Genomic DNA, 14,896 nt, shown 5'->3' on the forward strand with positions numbered 1-14,896 from the left:
TCGTGTTTAATCCAGAATTAAAACCCGTACAACCTGCTCGTCCTGGCTTTGCGGTATTAAGTATTCGTAATTGGGAAGGTGACGCTTCCCCTGTTTATTTAAGCATTCAGCGCAACCAAGATCGCTATTTCTTAAATGATAAAGGGGAGTGGGTAGGTAATGCCTTTTTCCACCAGCTGTCTCTTGAAGATGCTGATGACGGTTATCAAATCGTTCTTGATAAAACGTTAGTTGATCCCCTCGTTAGCAACTTACAAATGGCGTATCAATTTACGTTAAAAGACGATAATGAAACACAAGATATCGGTCGATTACGTATTCGTGATGGTGTATTAGCTTCTCAAGCACAAGGTCAAAGTGAAGCATTAAAATCAACGGCAACATTAGATACTCAAGCCGTTCCACCGGCGCCGATTGTCGAAACACCACCAGAGCCGAAGCCTGAAGCAATCAAAGAGCCTGAGCCGATTATTCCTGAAATTAAGCTAGATGAACCGCCACAACGACCGACACCACCTGCACCGAAAAAATCTAAAATTGGTTTAATTTTAGCAATTATCCTGATCTTAATTTTAGCGGGTATCTTAACGTGGTTCTTCTTACTAAGAGGCAATCCAGCAGGTGAACCAGCACCACAACCGATATCAGAGCCATCAACACCAAGTGTGTGTAGTGTTGAAAATATGAAATCAGGTACGGCGCTCGCTTTTGTACAAAGTTGCATACAGAGCCAACCCGATAGCAAAACTATCCTCGCAACGATCTCACTCGCAAAACAGAACAATCAATGTGATGTTGCTCAGCGTTTATATGCATATAAAGCGCAATCAGGTGATGTTGAAATCGCACTAAATTATGCTCGTGAATACGATCCAGAAACCGCATCAGCACAAGGTTGCTTTAGTGCAGACAAAGAGACCGCTATTTATTGGTACGAAGCGGTTTTAAATCATGATCCACAAAACAGTGACGCAAAAGCGCGTCTTGAAGCTTTGAAAAAATAGGAAAGTCACATGAAAAAGGCGCATTGGCTGACGCTTATTCTCAGCGGTTTAATTCTAACATCACCTGCCAGTGCTGAAGAGAAAAAACCGCTATTACAAGAGGGGAAAAAGACGCTTTATCAGCGTGTATTAACCTACCCAGGTTGCCAAGTGGCAGACACAATTGGTGCAGCAGGTAAAGAACAACCCGCATTTAGCCGTTTTTATGTTTATCAACGTCAAAAACAAGGCGCCAATGAGTGGTTACAAGTCGGTCCTGATAGCTTGGGACATATTAGCGGTTGGATGAATGCAAGCTGCACATCTGAATGGAAAATGCAGTTAACACTCGCATTTACTAACCCTGCGGGTCGTAACCCAATGCTGTTTTTCAAAGATAAGCAAACGGTTGAAGGCTTACTTGAAAGCCCAACACCAGAAAAACAGTATCAACCTTTTTTAGCTGATATCAAAAATCAAAAAGTCAATCCGGCTATTTTAGCTAAAGAGCCCGATTATATGATTGATCAGAAAAGTAATTTTTATCTGTTACCTGTACTAGGCTCAGATGAAGTCTTTACTGACGCGGGCTATAAAGTGCGGGTGCTTAATGTGGCATCGGTCTCTTCACAAACCAAAGACAGCAAAGACGCACAGAATACAAATGCAACCGCAAACAATACAAAACCAGCAACGCCAGATAGCAAAGATGCTGACAATATGATGCAAGGTTTTTCTGCGGCTGTCGTGTTTGTTATCGACTCAACAATATCAATGGACCCTTACATTGATAGAACCAAAGAAGCGATTCAGAAAGTTTATACTCAAATCGAAAAAGACAATATGTTGGATAAGGTAAAATTTGGTTTAGTGGCGTTTCGCTCTAATATCAAAGCCGTTCCCGCATTGGAATACGATAGCAAAATGTTTGTAAACCCCAATGACGTAAAAGATGGCCCTGATTTCCTGAATAAAGTAAAAGAATTGCGTCAAGCAAAAGTCTCAAGTAGTCGTTTTGATGAAGATGCATATGCTGGTGTTATGCAAGCCCTTGATGATGTTGATTGGACTCGTTTTGGTGCGCGTTACGTTATTTTAATCACCGACGCGGGCGCATTAACGGGCGATGATCCTCTGTCATCCACTAAGCTCGATGCTGAACAAATTCGTCAAGAAGCCGCTTATCGTGGTGTTGCACTTTATACTCTGCATTTAAAAACCCCGTCAGGTGCAAAAAATCATGCTTCAGCACAAACGCAATATGAAGCATTAACGCTGAATCCGTTCTTACACAAATCGCTTTACTACCCTATCAACTCAGGAGATGTAAATAGTTTTGGTCGTATGGTCGACAGTTTAGCAACTGCTGTCACCACGCAAATTCAAACCGCTTATCGTGGTGAAGCTACTGTGGGAAGTGCATTAAATGCGGACCCTACTTATGGCAAAGATAAAGAAACTGACACCTTACTTAGTGATGCACACGATTTAGGCTATGCCATGCGCTTAGCGTATTTAGGTGAAAAACAAGGTACAAAAGCGCCCCCAGTCTTTAAAGCATGGATAAGTGATCGTGACTTATTACAGCAAAATATCCCAACCACAGAAGTACAAGTGTTACTGACCAAAAGTGAGCTTAGCGATTTAAGTGACGTGATGAAAAAAATCGTTAATGCGGCTAATGAAGGATTGATCTCACCTGACAATATGTTTGCAGATTTACGTTCGATTGCTGCCACAATGGGTAACGATCCTAATCAAATCAAACAGGGTTCGGCAACCAAATTAGGTGAAATGGGCTTACTCGGTGAATATATCGAAAATCTCCCTTATTTAAGTGAAGTTTTAGGCTTAGATGAAGAGACATGGAAAAGCTGGGATGGCCTTGAGCAAGAGAAGTTTATCCGTCGACTCAATACCAAGTTGCAATATTATCAACGCTATAACGAAGATGTTGATCGTTGGATATCCCTCGCACCACAAAGCGATCCGCGCGATCACGTTTATCCTGTCCCACTGGAAAACCTGCCTTAATGATCCAGATTGAAGACATGGCAATTACGCGTGGTGATGCGCAACACGGTTTTCGTGTTGCGCTTCCTTCATTGACCCTTGAAAAAGGGGAAATTGGCGCGCTAACAGGATTAAGTGGTTGTGGTAAAAGCACCTTACTAGAAATGATCGGGTTAATCTTACGTCCTGATGAATTAACTCATTTCCAACTCGGTGATGATGTCATTATCACACAAGCGGTGTTGAGTAATGAGCAGGCACAACTCGCATCATTGCGTGCCGAAAAATTGGGTTTTATGCTCCAAAGTGGCGGATTGCTTCCCTTTTTAACCGTTATGCAAAATATTCAATTACCTCGCAAAATGCTGGGATTACCGCCACACTCCGCTTGGCTTGATCACGCCATTGACCATCTGCAATTACGCCCTTTACTTAATCGTCTTCCTCGACAACTCTCCATTGGTGAGCGCCAACGGGCAGCATTTATTCGCGCAATCGCTCATGAACCCGCTTTATTACTTGCTGATGAACCTACAGCAGCCCTTGATCCCCATAATGCACAAGCGCTGTACGCACTCATTGTAGAGATGGTAAAGCAACTGGAAATTTCTGCGCTGGTTGTTAGCCACGATTGGTCTTTAGTCGAGCGTTTTGGATTTAGCCACTATCACGCACAACTCGAAGGAGGCGGTAGTGTCTTTATCAAACAATAGTGCCAATCCTAATCGCCTAGGGTTACTCAGCTCACTCGCTTGGCGCGACTTAATTTACGATCGCAAAGTCGCATTATGTATTGTGTTCTCTTTGGTCTCGGTTATTGCACCACTGCTACTGCTGTTTGGATTAAAGAATGGCATTGTAACGCAGCTTCATAATCAACTGCTAAATGATCCTCGTAACCTTGAAATACGGATGTTGGGCAATGGTAATTATCCACAAAGCTGGTTTGATGAAATTGCGCAAAAAGAAGAAGTCCGTTTTGTTATCCCATTAACACGTAGTTTAAACACACAAGCCGATATTGTAATTGATGGACAGCATTTTATTGATAACGCTGAAGTTATCCCGACGGCAGACAACGATCCTTTATTAGAAGGTGTCGCTATTCCCCAAAATGCAGACACTTTAGTGCTCTCTGCCAATGCGGCACAAAAGCTACAGGCGAATGTAGGCGATAGAGTGCGCTTATTTATCAGCCGTAAGCTTAATGGCGTTAATGAACGAGCCAAACGCACCTTTACTGTCGGCGCCATTATCAGTGATAGCAAATTTTCAAGAGCGGCGGCCTTTGTTTCTCTTGATGTTTTAGTGGCAATGGAAGATTACCGAGATGGTTATCAGGCGCCTCTTTTTGGTATTACACAAGGAGTTGAGTCAAAACCAAGAACCCAGTTTGCTAAAGCTCGCCTTTACGCCACAAATTTAGATGCCATCGCACCGTTAGATAATTGGTTTAGGCAACAACACATTGATGTAATAACACAAAAAAGCCAAATAGAGTCTGTAAAAGCGATCAGTTATGTCCTTAACGTTATTTTCTCTGTTATTGCTTGGGTCTCACTATTAGGTTGTATTGCCTCATTAATTGGCGCCTTTCTTGCCAATATTGATCGTAAACGCAAAGATATGGCAGTCCTTCGCCTATTAGGTTTTCGTCAATTTGCTGTTTCTTTATATATTGTATTGCAAGCGCTGCTATTAACGAGCATTGCCTTTATTTTAGCCCTTGGGCTTTATGGCATTGGTAGCACCTTATTTACCACATTATTAGGCACCCATTTACCTGAACAAGCCTTTGTTTGTCAGTTAACGTTTTGGGATTTATTGATCGCCATGTGTAGCGCCTTACTTGTGGCCTTAGTAGTGGCAAGTATTGGCGCATTACGTGCCGTTTCGATTGAACCAGCGGAGAGCTTACGTGAAATTTAATTTATCGCTTTTAACTTTATCATTTGCGCTGTTATCTAGCAGTTTTACCGTATCTGCCAAATGGGACGATAAATTCGTTAACCCAAAAGCGTTGCCTGATGATGTGATCTTGCCTTTCCCTTGTGAAGGTTCAATGGTATTTCGCCAAGTGACTATCCCTCTCAGTCAGCCTTTACAAGACTACAGCGTGACGTTAGGGCAAGAAGGTGATGAATGGGGGTATTTAGAACAATCACGAGCTGAACATATCGCGGGTAGCTTTCCACTAAAAGGCAAAGAAAAAGGCCGTTACTACCTTATGGCAAAATACCCCGTTACCGATCTGCAATATAACGCCATGCAGAGCGTGATTAACAATAAAGAGTGCCCTGTCGCTTCAAATAAATTACGTTTACCAAAAGTGAATATTAGTTGGTACGAAGCGATGCAATTTGCAGACCAATATAACCAATGGTTAAGAAGCAAACATCCAGAAACATTACCCGTTGAAGATGGCGCAAAAGGTTTTGCACGATTACCGACAGAAACAGAATGGGAGTTCGCAGCGCGTGGTGGCCTAAAAGTCTCAGCCTCCGAGTTTCGTGATGTGCGTTTTCCAATGCCAGAAGGTACCAAAAATTATATTTGGTCAGCAGGCAGCCAATCCGCTAATGGCTCATTGCAACTCACCGGTTTGTTATCACCCAATCCATTAGGCTTACATGATATGTTGGGTAATGTCGCTGAAATGATGTTTGAGCCTTTTAGATTAAATAAACTCGACCGCTTACATGGGCAAGCAGGTGGATTTATTGTACGTGGCGGTAGTTATCTCACGCCGGAGAGTGATATGCGCAGTTCATGGCGTCAAGAAGAGCCTTATTACACTGACACTGGTGCAAATAAAAACAAATACACCGGCTTTCGTTTAGCCATTGTTGCCCCAGCATTAACATCACGCGACAAAATCAAAGAGATAGAAAAAGAGTGGCAGCAATTAGGTAATGAGAAGCCAGCAAATAATAAATCGAAATCCAATAGCGATAATTCCATTAATAGCCTGAATACGCTCTCAACCCAAGTGCAAGATGAAGCATTGAAAAAACAGTTAGCTGAATTAAAAAATACATTACGGGCTAATGCACAACTGCGTGATGAGCAACGTGATCAAGCTATCCGTACTTCACTGCAATTAGGTGCTTTTTTATGTACCAAATTAAAAGATGATGGCGAGTTCTACGACCGATTAATCGCATTACATGAAAAAAACTGCCCTGCTGGCACTAAAGATGCCACTTGTGAACGACGTCAAGAACAAGTCAACGAACATAAGAAAACCCTCGACTTTGTTGTGAGCTATTACGCTGACACGTTAGTGGATATGGCAACAACATACGACGCCTCTTTAGTAAAACCGCAAATTGACGTTGTACGCCAATTGATGGAGGCCAGAGGTAAATCAAATTTAAATACGTACCTTTCAACGTATATGCAAGGACTTCAAGGATATTGGGCTAACGGTAAAGTTTCACGGAATGAATGGCTTGAAGCGTGTAAAAAACAATAACAGAGACTTTGGGATAGATGTGGTATGAATAAACAACTTATGGCGGTACTTAGCATTAGTGCTTTACTTGCCTTATCAGGGTGCCAAAGTAATAACGGTACTGATCCTCGTTTGAAAAACAACAGTGATATGGAGTTTTTCAGCAAATCAGGTATTACAGCCTGTGCGGGGGGTGCCGCTATTGGTGCATTAGGCTGCTTAGTTTCAAATTCCAGCAATAAAGGCGCATGTATGCTCATTGCTGCTGTCGCGGGTTGTGGTGTTGGTATTGGTGCCAATGCCTATTTAGACAATAAACGCCAAAATTACGCGACAAAAGAAGAGATGCTTAATTCCATGATTGCTGATATTCAAAATGAAAATCAGCGCTTACAAAGCGCTTCTAACACGGCGAAAGCCGTTATTGCTGATGATAAAAAAGCCATCGCTAAAATTCAGCAAGAGATGAAACAACAACGTTTAAATAAAGACGCCGCAGAGAAACAACTCAAAGGTATTGATGCCAATATTGCAGCACTTCGTTCGCGCTTAGCGGATATGAAAAAACGTGAAGGTGAATGGCGTGATATCGCTGCTCAAAGTCGTCAAGATGGCTTAAAAACCGCACAGCTTGATAAACAAATCGATGGGATGAAGCAGCAAGTTGCCTCTTTACAAGAAGAGCTTGATAGTCTTTATACTCAACGCACAGCAATAAGACTTAGTTAACGTTAAAAAGGATGATAATGAAATTTTTACCTCTTTCCCTTGTTGGCATGAGCTTACTTTTAAGTGGATGTGTCACCAATCCCGCGGATTGTGATCCGACAACGGGTGATGTCAGTATAATTACCAAATTTAACTGTAATTATTCAGGGACTTATGACAACCGTATTGAACAAAAAAAAGCGATTCTAGGTAATGAACAAGCATTAAACACCGAGTTTAAAGCCGTTCTTGCTGCCATTGAGAAAGAAAAACAACAGACCAATGCAGACCTAAAAAGTAAACAAGCTAGTCAACGTGCATTAAGTCAATCAATGAATAATCTGTTAAATCAAATTCGCCAAAAAACCAAAGGGCAAAATGATATTCAAAAGCAGATCAATGAAATTGATAAGCAAATGAAAGCAGCACAAAACAACCCATCAAAATCAGTGATGGAAAAACAGCTTGAATTAGAAAACTTACAAAATCAAGTCATTAGTCTACAAAGTGATCTAGGACTTAAATAAACCTAAAAAGGCTGTCTATTATTATTTAGAGAGCCTTTATTTTAATTCTTATTTATTTCCATGATGATTTATATCGTATATATATTATTATTTATATAATATTGACAATAATTAATAAGCCACTTTAATAAAACAACCATATTTAAATCCTCGTGCTATTTTTTATTCCATTATAAATGGACTCGTTATTATAATTTGATCGCTTAATAATGCGTTCTTATTATTTTAATTATGGGATATAACTAATGAAAACAAAATTACTATCAACTTTATTTATTTCTAGTTTATTAGCTGCATCTTCTGTTTATGCTCAAGAAGATCTTAATTTTGGCAAAACAACACTTTCAGCGGGTTACGCACAACTCAAAATGGAAGGCCAAAACCCGATGCATGGTGGCACAATTTCATTACGCCAAGAACTTAATCAACAACTCGGTGTTCTTATCACAGGTTCATACGCTCAAAAAGATTACGATTTAAACAAACCTGTTAAACAGTTCTTAAAAGATGTAGATACTCGCTATTATTCTGTTATGGCAGGCCCTACTCTACGCTTAAATGATTACCTAAGTGTTTATGGTGCCGCTGGTATTAGCCAAATTCAGATGAAGAATATTAAAGGTGTGGATCTCAACGATACAATCAAGAAAAATGCATTTAGCTGGGGAGCTGGCTTGATCATTAATCCTGCTGAAATGGTTTCTATTTCACTGGGCTATGAAAATAGCCGCTATAAACTTGACAAGTTGAGCGATAGTAAAATTGTCATGGATGGATTTATCGCTAATATCGGTTATCGATTCTAATAATAAAAAAAGCACATATTATTTTTATAATATGTGCTTTTTTCTTATTTTGACTATTATTAAATTCATTATTCTTATGAAAAAAATATTATTATCACTATTCTCTTCTACATTACTTTTTACTTCTTTCACTTATGCTAAAAGTGATCGTCCTTTATATTCTATTGGTTATGCTTATATTAAAGTGAAAGATTTACCCACAGCAAATGGGATTAATATGAGAATTCAAGCATTACCTGTCGCTAATAAAAAAATCTCGATACAACTTGCAGGAACTTTATCGAATCAATCATTATCAGATAATGGCAAGTTACGTTATGTTTCTATCGCTTTAGGGCCTGCTTATGCTCTAACATCTTTTATTGATCTCTATGCCACAATTGGTGCCAGTGGAATAAGTTATCAAACCAAAGAAAATATAAATAAAGATAATTCATCTAAATCTGTCAGTTGGGGAACCGGTATCACATTTACATCACCACAAAATATTACACTTACTTTAGGCTATGAAGGCAGTTACTTTAAAATGGCAGGGAAAAGTTATCCAAGTTATGCACTTATCGGCAATATTGGTTATCGGTTTTGATTTCTACAGTGGTAAAAACAAAAACGCCTCTGCGTTATAACAAACAGAGGCAAAATAACTCAAAAAGACCCACACTAGGGAATAACACAGACATCAATCATCCAAATCACATTCCAAATCATTTCATTAAATCTTGATACGTTCCCAATTGATAACCTCGTCCAATAATCGCTTGTTTTAACGTCATATCTGTTAACACTTCAAGTTCCATTAAGCGCTGAAAACAATAACCACTCGCACGTAATGGATTATCCACAAAAGCTGGATGTGTCATCACTTCAATAGAGTGCTCATGACGCGCTTTCGACTCATCAAGCACCTTTAAAAATAAAGCTTGAGTGATTTCATCTCCATAAAATTGACTATCAAAACCATCACTACTTATCACACCTTGTGTATCAATCCCTTCTTTTTGCGCTAACGGTCTATCAACTCGTATCGGTAGCGATTTTTCTTTGGCAAACTCCGCCACGATGGGAAAAACTTGCTTAAACATATGTACATGATGGTGGCTATCAATATGGTCAGGCTCACGACCAAAAATCTCAATAAAACGCTGATATTGTGCGTTAAGTTCAACTCGAATTTCATCCAGCGGTAAATTGCCCTCTTCTGCCATTTGCCATACCCATTTCCCTAGTACACCTTCACGCGTTAAAGAAGGTAAAGGAGACAGCGGCTTACCCATCGTCAAGGTAAAGTGAAGCCCTACACCCAGACCAGGTAACTCATGGCACAATTGTGCTGCATGTTTAATTCCTTCAGCATTGACAAGTGCCGTTGTTGAACTAACCACTCCATGACGAAAACACTCTACAATGCCGTAGTTTTGGCCTTTACTCAGTCCGAAATCATCTGCATTCACAATTAATAAACCAGCCATTCTGTCTCCTTATTACTTATTTTTATCTACCGACAATTAATGAGCGGCTTTTTCTAACTCAGCAATTGTTTTAGCAAAATTAGGTAGATGCGCTTTATGTGCTAATAACATTTCGCGCGTAAGCACTTCTGAATCTTTATCTGAAAGTACTAATGGCGTTAAATTCATCGCTAATAAAGCATCATTTAATTCACCACTAATAGCCGCTTTGCTGGCCGCGATTTCAAAGGCTTTAATGGTATGAATTAATCCCATCACTTTTTCATCAAAATGTGTTAAACGTGGATGAGGTTTAGCACCATCACGCCCTAAAATCGCGGTCACTTCAATTGACCAATCTGCTGGAATATTATCGACATGACCATGATGAGGAATATTCACATAATGCTCAGCTTGTTTATCATTATAAATAGCATTAATCACTTCACAGGCCGCATCCGAATAATAAGCCCCTCCACGTAATTCCAACTCTTTCGGTTTGATATTTAAATCAGGATTTTTATACAATTCAAACAGTTGCTTTTCGACTTTTTGTACTACTTTAGCGCGAGCACCACCTTTATAGTATTCGCCCATTTCAATAGCTAACATCTCTTTTTGCTTGAAGTAATACAGCAAATAAGAGCATGGCAACAGATTAAGAGAGCGGATCAATCCCTCACTAAAGGGTAGGTCAAAAATGTTCTTCACAGAGCCAGCAGTTAATGTGCCTGAAGCAACACCGTCTAATAATTCAGGGAAACGAGACTGGCCATTTACAATAACGTCTTTAATAAACACCATGTGATTTAAGCCAAATAAATCAATGGAGAGTTCATCTTTATCTGTTAACTTAAGAACATCTGTAATAAACATCTTCATACCAATTGGGATATTACAAACCCCAATAAATTTCTTAAAGTTGGTATGACGATAAACCGCTTCTGTTACCATGCCTGCTGGATTGGTAAAGTTGATGATCCACGCATTAGGGCAAATTTCTTCAACATCTTTAATAATATCGAAAATAACAGGGATCGTGCGTAGCCCTTTAAATAACCCGCCCGCACCATTGGTTTCTTGTCCTAAATAGCCGTGACTTAACGGAATAGATTCATCAAGTTCTCTTGCTTTCAATTGACCAACACGCAATTGTGTTGTGACAAAATCAGCATCTTTTAACGCTTCACGACGATTAAGGGTTTTATAAATGGTTAAAGGAATACCCGCCTTTTTTACCATGCGTTGGCAAAGCTCAAAAATAATCTCGAGCTTCTCTTTTCCTTCTTCTACGTCCACCAACCATAATTCAGTGATCGGCAGTTCATGATAACGTTTAATAAAACCTTCTAATAATTCAGGTGTATAACTGCTTCCGCCACCAATGGTAACAACTTTTAATTTATGACTCATAAAACACTCCCATACAGCGTAATCATGCTGTTATTTGTGTATTAATGGCAAAATTAAGGCGTAAAGAGCCATAAAGAAAATAAGCTTATTTTCTTCTTTCTCTTTTATTTTTAATAAATTTAATCTTTATTGTTGATTAACTTATTACGCCCAATAATGAATTAGTTTGTTTCTTTAATACTACATAAATTTTTTCGATAACTATTTGGGGTTAGCGAAGTTATTTTCTTAAATGTCTTAATAAATAAACTAGGACTACTGTAACCCGCATCAAAGGCAATATCTGTTATCGAATAGTTTGTAATTTCCAATTGCTTTTTCGCAAAATTAATTCGAATATCATGAATAATTTGCATTGGTGTTTTATCGTAATAACGCCGAGTTGCTCGGGTTAAATATTCTTGTGATTTCCCTGATAACCTCACCATATTAACCAATGCATTTTCACCAAATTTTTGTTTGTCATGCATCTCGCTTACGGTATCTCTTAGCCATAAAGGAATATCATCTTCAATACGATTATCTCGATGGTGTCGTAATCTGTTCACCACATTAAAGGTGACAATTTCAATAAATTCATTAAATTCCGTATGGCGAAAATTCAAAGAGCCAATAACAGATTCAATATAGGAGAGAAACTCATTTTTTAATTCATAAACTTGTGAAGCGATAAAATAAGCAGGCAATAACGAGAAGTAATGTTTATCAAAAAAGGCCTTACTAATTCCCACATTTAAAATACGTGTTGCACCAAAATCATAGAAACTTTGATGATGAGAGCCTATAGGGATAAAAACAAAATCTCCCCGCTCTAATAACACCTTCTTACCATTAATCTCTTGATAATAACGCCCTGTTAAAACAATGGTGAATTCATAATAATCATGTTGATGCAGTCCACTGACACTTTCTGTTTTATTATAAATAAAGACATGAAAGTTTTTGCCATTAAATAGCTGATCTTCATAGACCATGCGTATTTCGCTTGGTGCTCTCAATGACTCCACCACAATATTCATCTTATTTTATCTTCTCATGTAACTCGATTAATTCTGTTACTAATTCTCTGGCTAACATTGATGTCATTAAATGATCTTGCGCGTGAACTAATACTAAACTGACTTTCGTTTTTCCTACACCTTGATCATCACCAATTAAACGAGTCTGTATTTTATGTGCTTCATTTAATGCTTCGCGAGATTGTTCCATTAACTTTCTAGCGCCTTCAAAATCGCCTTCTTTGGCTTTTTTTAATGCGCCATAAGCCACACTACGAGCTTGGCCTGAGTTAATGATAAGCCCCATAATGATCTCTTCAAATTCATCATCGGTTGCACTGCTATCAACGACATTTTCAATATCTAACATCATATTTCCTCTTTGACACTGGCAAGTGCAGAGAAACCTCTGCACTTGTGTTTTCTATCACTTAAAATTTCAACGCATTAGCAATATCTTCTTCACTTTCTTCTTTTTCAATTTCAGTTTGAGCTTTATTTGAAATAATCACGAAAGGAAGATAAATCAGTGTTGCTACACCCAAGTTAAACAGCGCTAATAACAGTGCTGCAATACTGCCGTTAGTGTTAAAGAATGCACCTAATCCTGTTGGCATCGTCCATGGCGCTATATTTGTTACCGGTGGGATTATCCCTAAGTAATAAGCCGTCACAGTAATTGCGGCAAGAATAGGCTGAATAAGAATAAAGGGAATAAACATCACTGGGTTCATGATAATAGGCAAACCAAAAATAATCGGTTCATTAATTTGGAATAAACCTGCTGGTAATGCCAGTTTTGCCACTTGGCGATGATCGGCGCGACGAGATGCGATAAAGATAGCCAGAATCAGCCCCAGCGTTGCCCCCGTACCCCCTAAGAAGATAAAGGAGTCTAACATCGGTTTGGCCCAGAGATGGAATGTCTTACCTGCCGCTAATGCGGCTTCAACAGAACCGTACTCTGTATAAATCGCAATATTCTCTAATGCCCATGGTGTCATAATGCCACTATCAAGCGCTGTCAGCGCTAGTGAACCATGAATACCAAAGAACCATAACAATGATGTGAAGATAACATACGCCCAACCCACTACAGAGCCTAACGAGGCTAAAGGCGTTGAGATAGAGTCCAAAATAACTTGGTGGAAATGTGTCTCATAATGTCCTAATCCCCACGAAACAATTCCCATAACAGATAAGATAATAAAACCAGGGATTAAGGCCGAGAATGAACGTGAAACAGAAACTGGTACGCTATCAGGTAAGCGGATCACCCAATTACGACGCACAATAAAGGTAAACATTTCAGCCACAACAAGACCGATAATAATACCTGAAATAACATTTGCGCCCCCTAACCAGTTGGCGCCAACAGCATACGCTCCCCCAGCATTATAAGGTGTGACAGTCATAAACGCAGCGATAGAGAGTAACCCCGCGGCGATAGGATCGACCTTTCGCTCTTCGGCTAATCCCATACCGATAAAAAAGGGTGTCATTAATGACATGATACCCAATGTTCCGTTATAGACATTCCCCCCAATGGCTTTAAAACTATTGAGTGTTTCTATTGTTGATGCATCAAGGCGGATACCTAAAGAATAAAAAAAGGAGCCCTCACCAAAACTAAGAAAGACGTTATTGATAAGTACAAACATTGCCCCTGCAAGGGTTAACGGCATTAAACGAATAAAACCATTTTTAATCGCATTAACGTGAGGTTGCTTTCCAATTTTAACCGCAAAAGGAAGGAGTACCTTTTCAAGTGAACCAATGAACTTACTCATAGAAAAATACCCTTAAAATGCCGCTAATTACTCGGCTTGCTGAAAAATTCGCTCTTTGACTGGAATAAAAAATTAAATAATAAAAAAATAAAATTAATTTGTTGTTGCAGATGCTTTTTTAATAGAGGCGACAGCGGCTTTTAACACGCCTAAGCCATCTACTTTTCCATATAACAGAGAGTCGATCACTTCGACCGGTTTATTCGGGAGTAATTTTTGGATATCAGGCAACATCCAACTAATTTGTGGACCAAGTAAAATTAGATCCGCATCCTGTCCTTTTTGTGCCGCTAAGGTTTCAGGAAATGCTTCAATAACCACAGGCACTTGATATTTTTCTGCTTGTGCTCGCATTTTGGTCACGAGAAGAGATGTTGACATGCCAGCAGAACAAAATAAGTAAATATATTTCTTTTGCATAAAACCCTCTTGAGTTGGCAACGATTTACCCTAGAGATAACAAGGCTTTCTCTTGTGCATTCATTACTGTGTCAGTACAGAAACCGAAGTAAGATTAAAATAAGGATTGTTTCTGCTTGAATGAAGTATACGCAATGATACTGGCTAACGATATTTCTTAGTGGTTCGGAATTGTCTCTCCTTGACCTACTCTTTTGACGCTCTTCACAAATTGAGCAAATAATCTTAAGAGTTCTTTCACGTCACAAAATTTGTTCTTTATTTTCCTTTAATGATCTCTCACAAAATTTCGCCATTTTAGTCAAGTTAATCCTTTATTATTATGAGAATGTGAAT

At 39.1% G+C, this 14,896-nt stretch carries 15 protein-coding genes; 9 read left to right on the top strand and 6 right to left on the bottom strand.

The features are described from left to right. Window positions 1–2: 2 nt before the first annotated feature. From DK861_RS02405 to DK861_RS02445, 9 genes are all read left to right on the top strand, one after another. The gene (locus tag DK861_RS02405) at window positions 3–1,004 is read left to right on the top strand and encodes a hypothetical protein (protein ID WP_109399144.1); all 1,002 of its coding nucleotides are present in this window, start codon (window positions 3–5) and stop codon (window positions 1,002–1,004) included. A 9-nt stretch (window positions 1,005–1,013) separates the two neighbouring features. Then, on the top strand, window positions 1,014–3,017 hold the full coding sequence (locus tag DK861_RS02410) for a vWA domain-containing protein (protein ID WP_109399145.1): 2,004 nt from the start codon (window positions 1,014–1,016) through the stop codon (window positions 3,015–3,017). Then, window positions 3,017–3,709 (top strand): ABC transporter ATP-binding protein, encoded by a 693-nt coding sequence (locus DK861_RS02415; RefSeq protein WP_109399146.1) that lies wholly within the window; start codon window positions 3,017–3,019, stop codon window positions 3,707–3,709. Before DK861_RS02410 ends, DK861_RS02415 begins: the two co-directional genes overlap by 1 nt. Then, window positions 3,690–4,925, top strand: coding sequence for an FtsX-like permease family protein (locus DK861_RS02420; protein ID WP_109399147.1), 1,236 nt, complete (start codon window positions 3,690–3,692; stop codon window positions 4,923–4,925). The genes DK861_RS02415 and DK861_RS02420 overlap by 20 nt, the downstream gene beginning before the upstream one ends. After that, on the top strand, window positions 4,915–6,471 hold the full coding sequence (locus DK861_RS02425) for an SUMF1/EgtB/PvdO family nonheme iron enzyme (RefSeq protein WP_109399148.1): 1,557 nt from the start codon (window positions 4,915–4,917) through the stop codon (window positions 6,469–6,471). The genes DK861_RS02420 and DK861_RS02425 overlap by 11 nt, the downstream gene beginning before the upstream one ends. Window positions 6,472–6,495: 24 nt before the next feature. Beyond that, a complete protein-coding gene (locus DK861_RS02430) occupies window positions 6,496–7,179 on the top strand; it encodes a hypothetical protein (protein WP_109399149.1) in 684 nt (227 codons plus the stop codon). Window positions 7,180–7,196: 17 nt separating this feature from the next. Then, entirely contained in the window at window positions 7,197–7,685 is a 489-nt protein-coding gene (locus DK861_RS02435) for a hypothetical protein (RefSeq protein WP_229096460.1), read from the top strand. Window positions 7,686–7,930: 245 nt separating this feature from the next. Further along, window positions 7,931–8,491, top strand: coding sequence for an Ail/Lom family outer membrane beta-barrel protein (locus tag DK861_RS02440; protein ID WP_109399150.1), 561 nt, complete (start codon window positions 7,931–7,933; stop codon window positions 8,489–8,491). Window positions 8,492–8,567: 76 nt separating this feature from the next. After that, window positions 8,568–9,077, top strand: a complete 510-nt coding sequence (locus tag DK861_RS02445; protein ID WP_162556752.1) for an outer membrane beta-barrel protein — start codon at window positions 8,568–8,570, stop codon at window positions 9,075–9,077. 118 nt (window positions 9,078–9,195) lie between these two features. Here DK861_RS02445 and chbG read toward each other — a convergent pair whose 3' ends face one another. From chbG to DK861_RS02475, 6 genes are all read right to left on the bottom strand, one after another. Next, complete coding sequence (chbG, locus tag DK861_RS02450; RefSeq protein ID WP_109399152.1) at window positions 9,196–9,960, bottom strand: chitin disaccharide deacetylase; 765 nt, start codon at window positions 9,958–9,960, stop codon at window positions 9,196–9,198. A gap of 36 nt (window positions 9,961–9,996) precedes the next feature. Further along, window positions 9,997–11,352, bottom strand: a complete 1,356-nt coding sequence (locus DK861_RS02455; RefSeq protein WP_006534496.1) for a 6-phospho-beta-glucosidase — start codon at window positions 11,350–11,352, stop codon at window positions 9,997–9,999. Between the two features lie 161 nt (window positions 11,353–11,513). Further along, the gene (gene chbR / locus DK861_RS02460) at window positions 11,514–12,371 is read right to left on the bottom strand and encodes a transcriptional regulator ChbR (RefSeq protein WP_109399153.1); all 858 of its coding nucleotides are present in this window, start codon (window positions 12,369–12,371) and stop codon (window positions 11,514–11,516) included. A 1-nt stretch (window position 12,372) separates the two neighbouring features. Beyond that, the gene (chbA, locus tag DK861_RS02465) at window positions 12,373–12,720 is read right to left on the bottom strand and encodes a PTS N,N'-diacetylchitobiose transporter subunit IIA (protein ID WP_072065055.1); all 348 of its coding nucleotides are present in this window, start codon (window positions 12,718–12,720) and stop codon (window positions 12,373–12,375) included. 61 nt (window positions 12,721–12,781) lie between these two features. Further along, window positions 12,782–14,140: a PTS N,N'-diacetylchitobiose transporter subunit IIC gene (chbC, locus tag DK861_RS02470; protein ID WP_006534492.1), complete on the bottom strand. Its 1,359-nt coding sequence runs from the start codon at window positions 14,138–14,140 to the stop codon at window positions 12,782–12,784. 93 nt (window positions 14,141–14,233) lie between these two features. Next, complete coding sequence (locus tag DK861_RS02475; protein WP_006534491.1) at window positions 14,234–14,560, bottom strand: PTS sugar transporter subunit IIB; 327 nt, start codon at window positions 14,558–14,560, stop codon at window positions 14,234–14,236. Between the last annotated feature and the right edge of the window lie 336 nt (window positions 14,561–14,896).

The organism is Proteus sp. TJ1640, assembly GCF_003144445.1.
Taxonomy (GTDB): domain Bacteria; phylum Pseudomonadota; class Gammaproteobacteria; order Enterobacterales; family Enterobacteriaceae; genus Proteus; species Proteus penneri.

What these genes read in the sequence shown, in the direction of transcription:
- DK861_RS02475 (WP_006534491.1), bottom strand. Translation starts at nt 14,560, where the DNA reads ATGCAAAAGAAATATATTTACTTATTTTGTTCTGCTGGCATGTCAACA.
- DK861_RS02445 (WP_162556752.1), top strand. Translation starts at nt 8,568, where the DNA reads ATGAAAAAAATATTATTATCACTATTCTCTTCTACATTACTTTTTACT.
- DK861_RS02435 (WP_229096460.1), top strand. Translation starts at nt 7,197, where the DNA reads ATGAAATTTTTACCTCTTTCCCTTGTTGGCATGAGCTTACTTTTAAGT.
- chbG (WP_109399152.1), bottom strand. Translation starts at nt 9,960, where the DNA reads ATGGCTGGTTTATTAATTGTGAATGCAGATGATTTCGGACTGAGTAAA.
- chbR (WP_109399153.1), bottom strand. Translation starts at nt 12,371, where the DNA reads ATGAATATTGTGGTGGAGTCATTGAGAGCACCAAGCGAAATACGCATG.
- chbC (WP_006534492.1), bottom strand. Translation starts at nt 14,140, where the DNA reads ATGAGTAAGTTCATTGGTTCACTTGAAAAGGTACTCCTTCCTTTTGCG.
- DK861_RS02410 (WP_109399145.1), top strand. Translation starts at nt 1,014, where the DNA reads ATGAAAAAGGCGCATTGGCTGACGCTTATTCTCAGCGGTTTAATTCTA.
- chbA (WP_072065055.1), bottom strand. Translation starts at nt 12,720, where the DNA reads ATGTTAGATATTGAAAATGTCGTTGATAGCAGTGCAACCGATGATGAA.
- DK861_RS02415 (WP_109399146.1), top strand. Translation starts at nt 3,017, where the DNA reads ATGATCCAGATTGAAGACATGGCAATTACGCGTGGTGATGCGCAACAC.
- DK861_RS02440 (WP_109399150.1), top strand. Translation starts at nt 7,931, where the DNA reads ATGAAAACAAAATTACTATCAACTTTATTTATTTCTAGTTTATTAGCT.
- DK861_RS02455 (WP_006534496.1), bottom strand. Translation starts at nt 11,352, where the DNA reads ATGAGTCATAAATTAAAAGTTGTTACCATTGGTGGCGGAAGCAGTTAT.
- DK861_RS02430 (WP_109399149.1), top strand. Translation starts at nt 6,496, where the DNA reads ATGAATAAACAACTTATGGCGGTACTTAGCATTAGTGCTTTACTTGCC.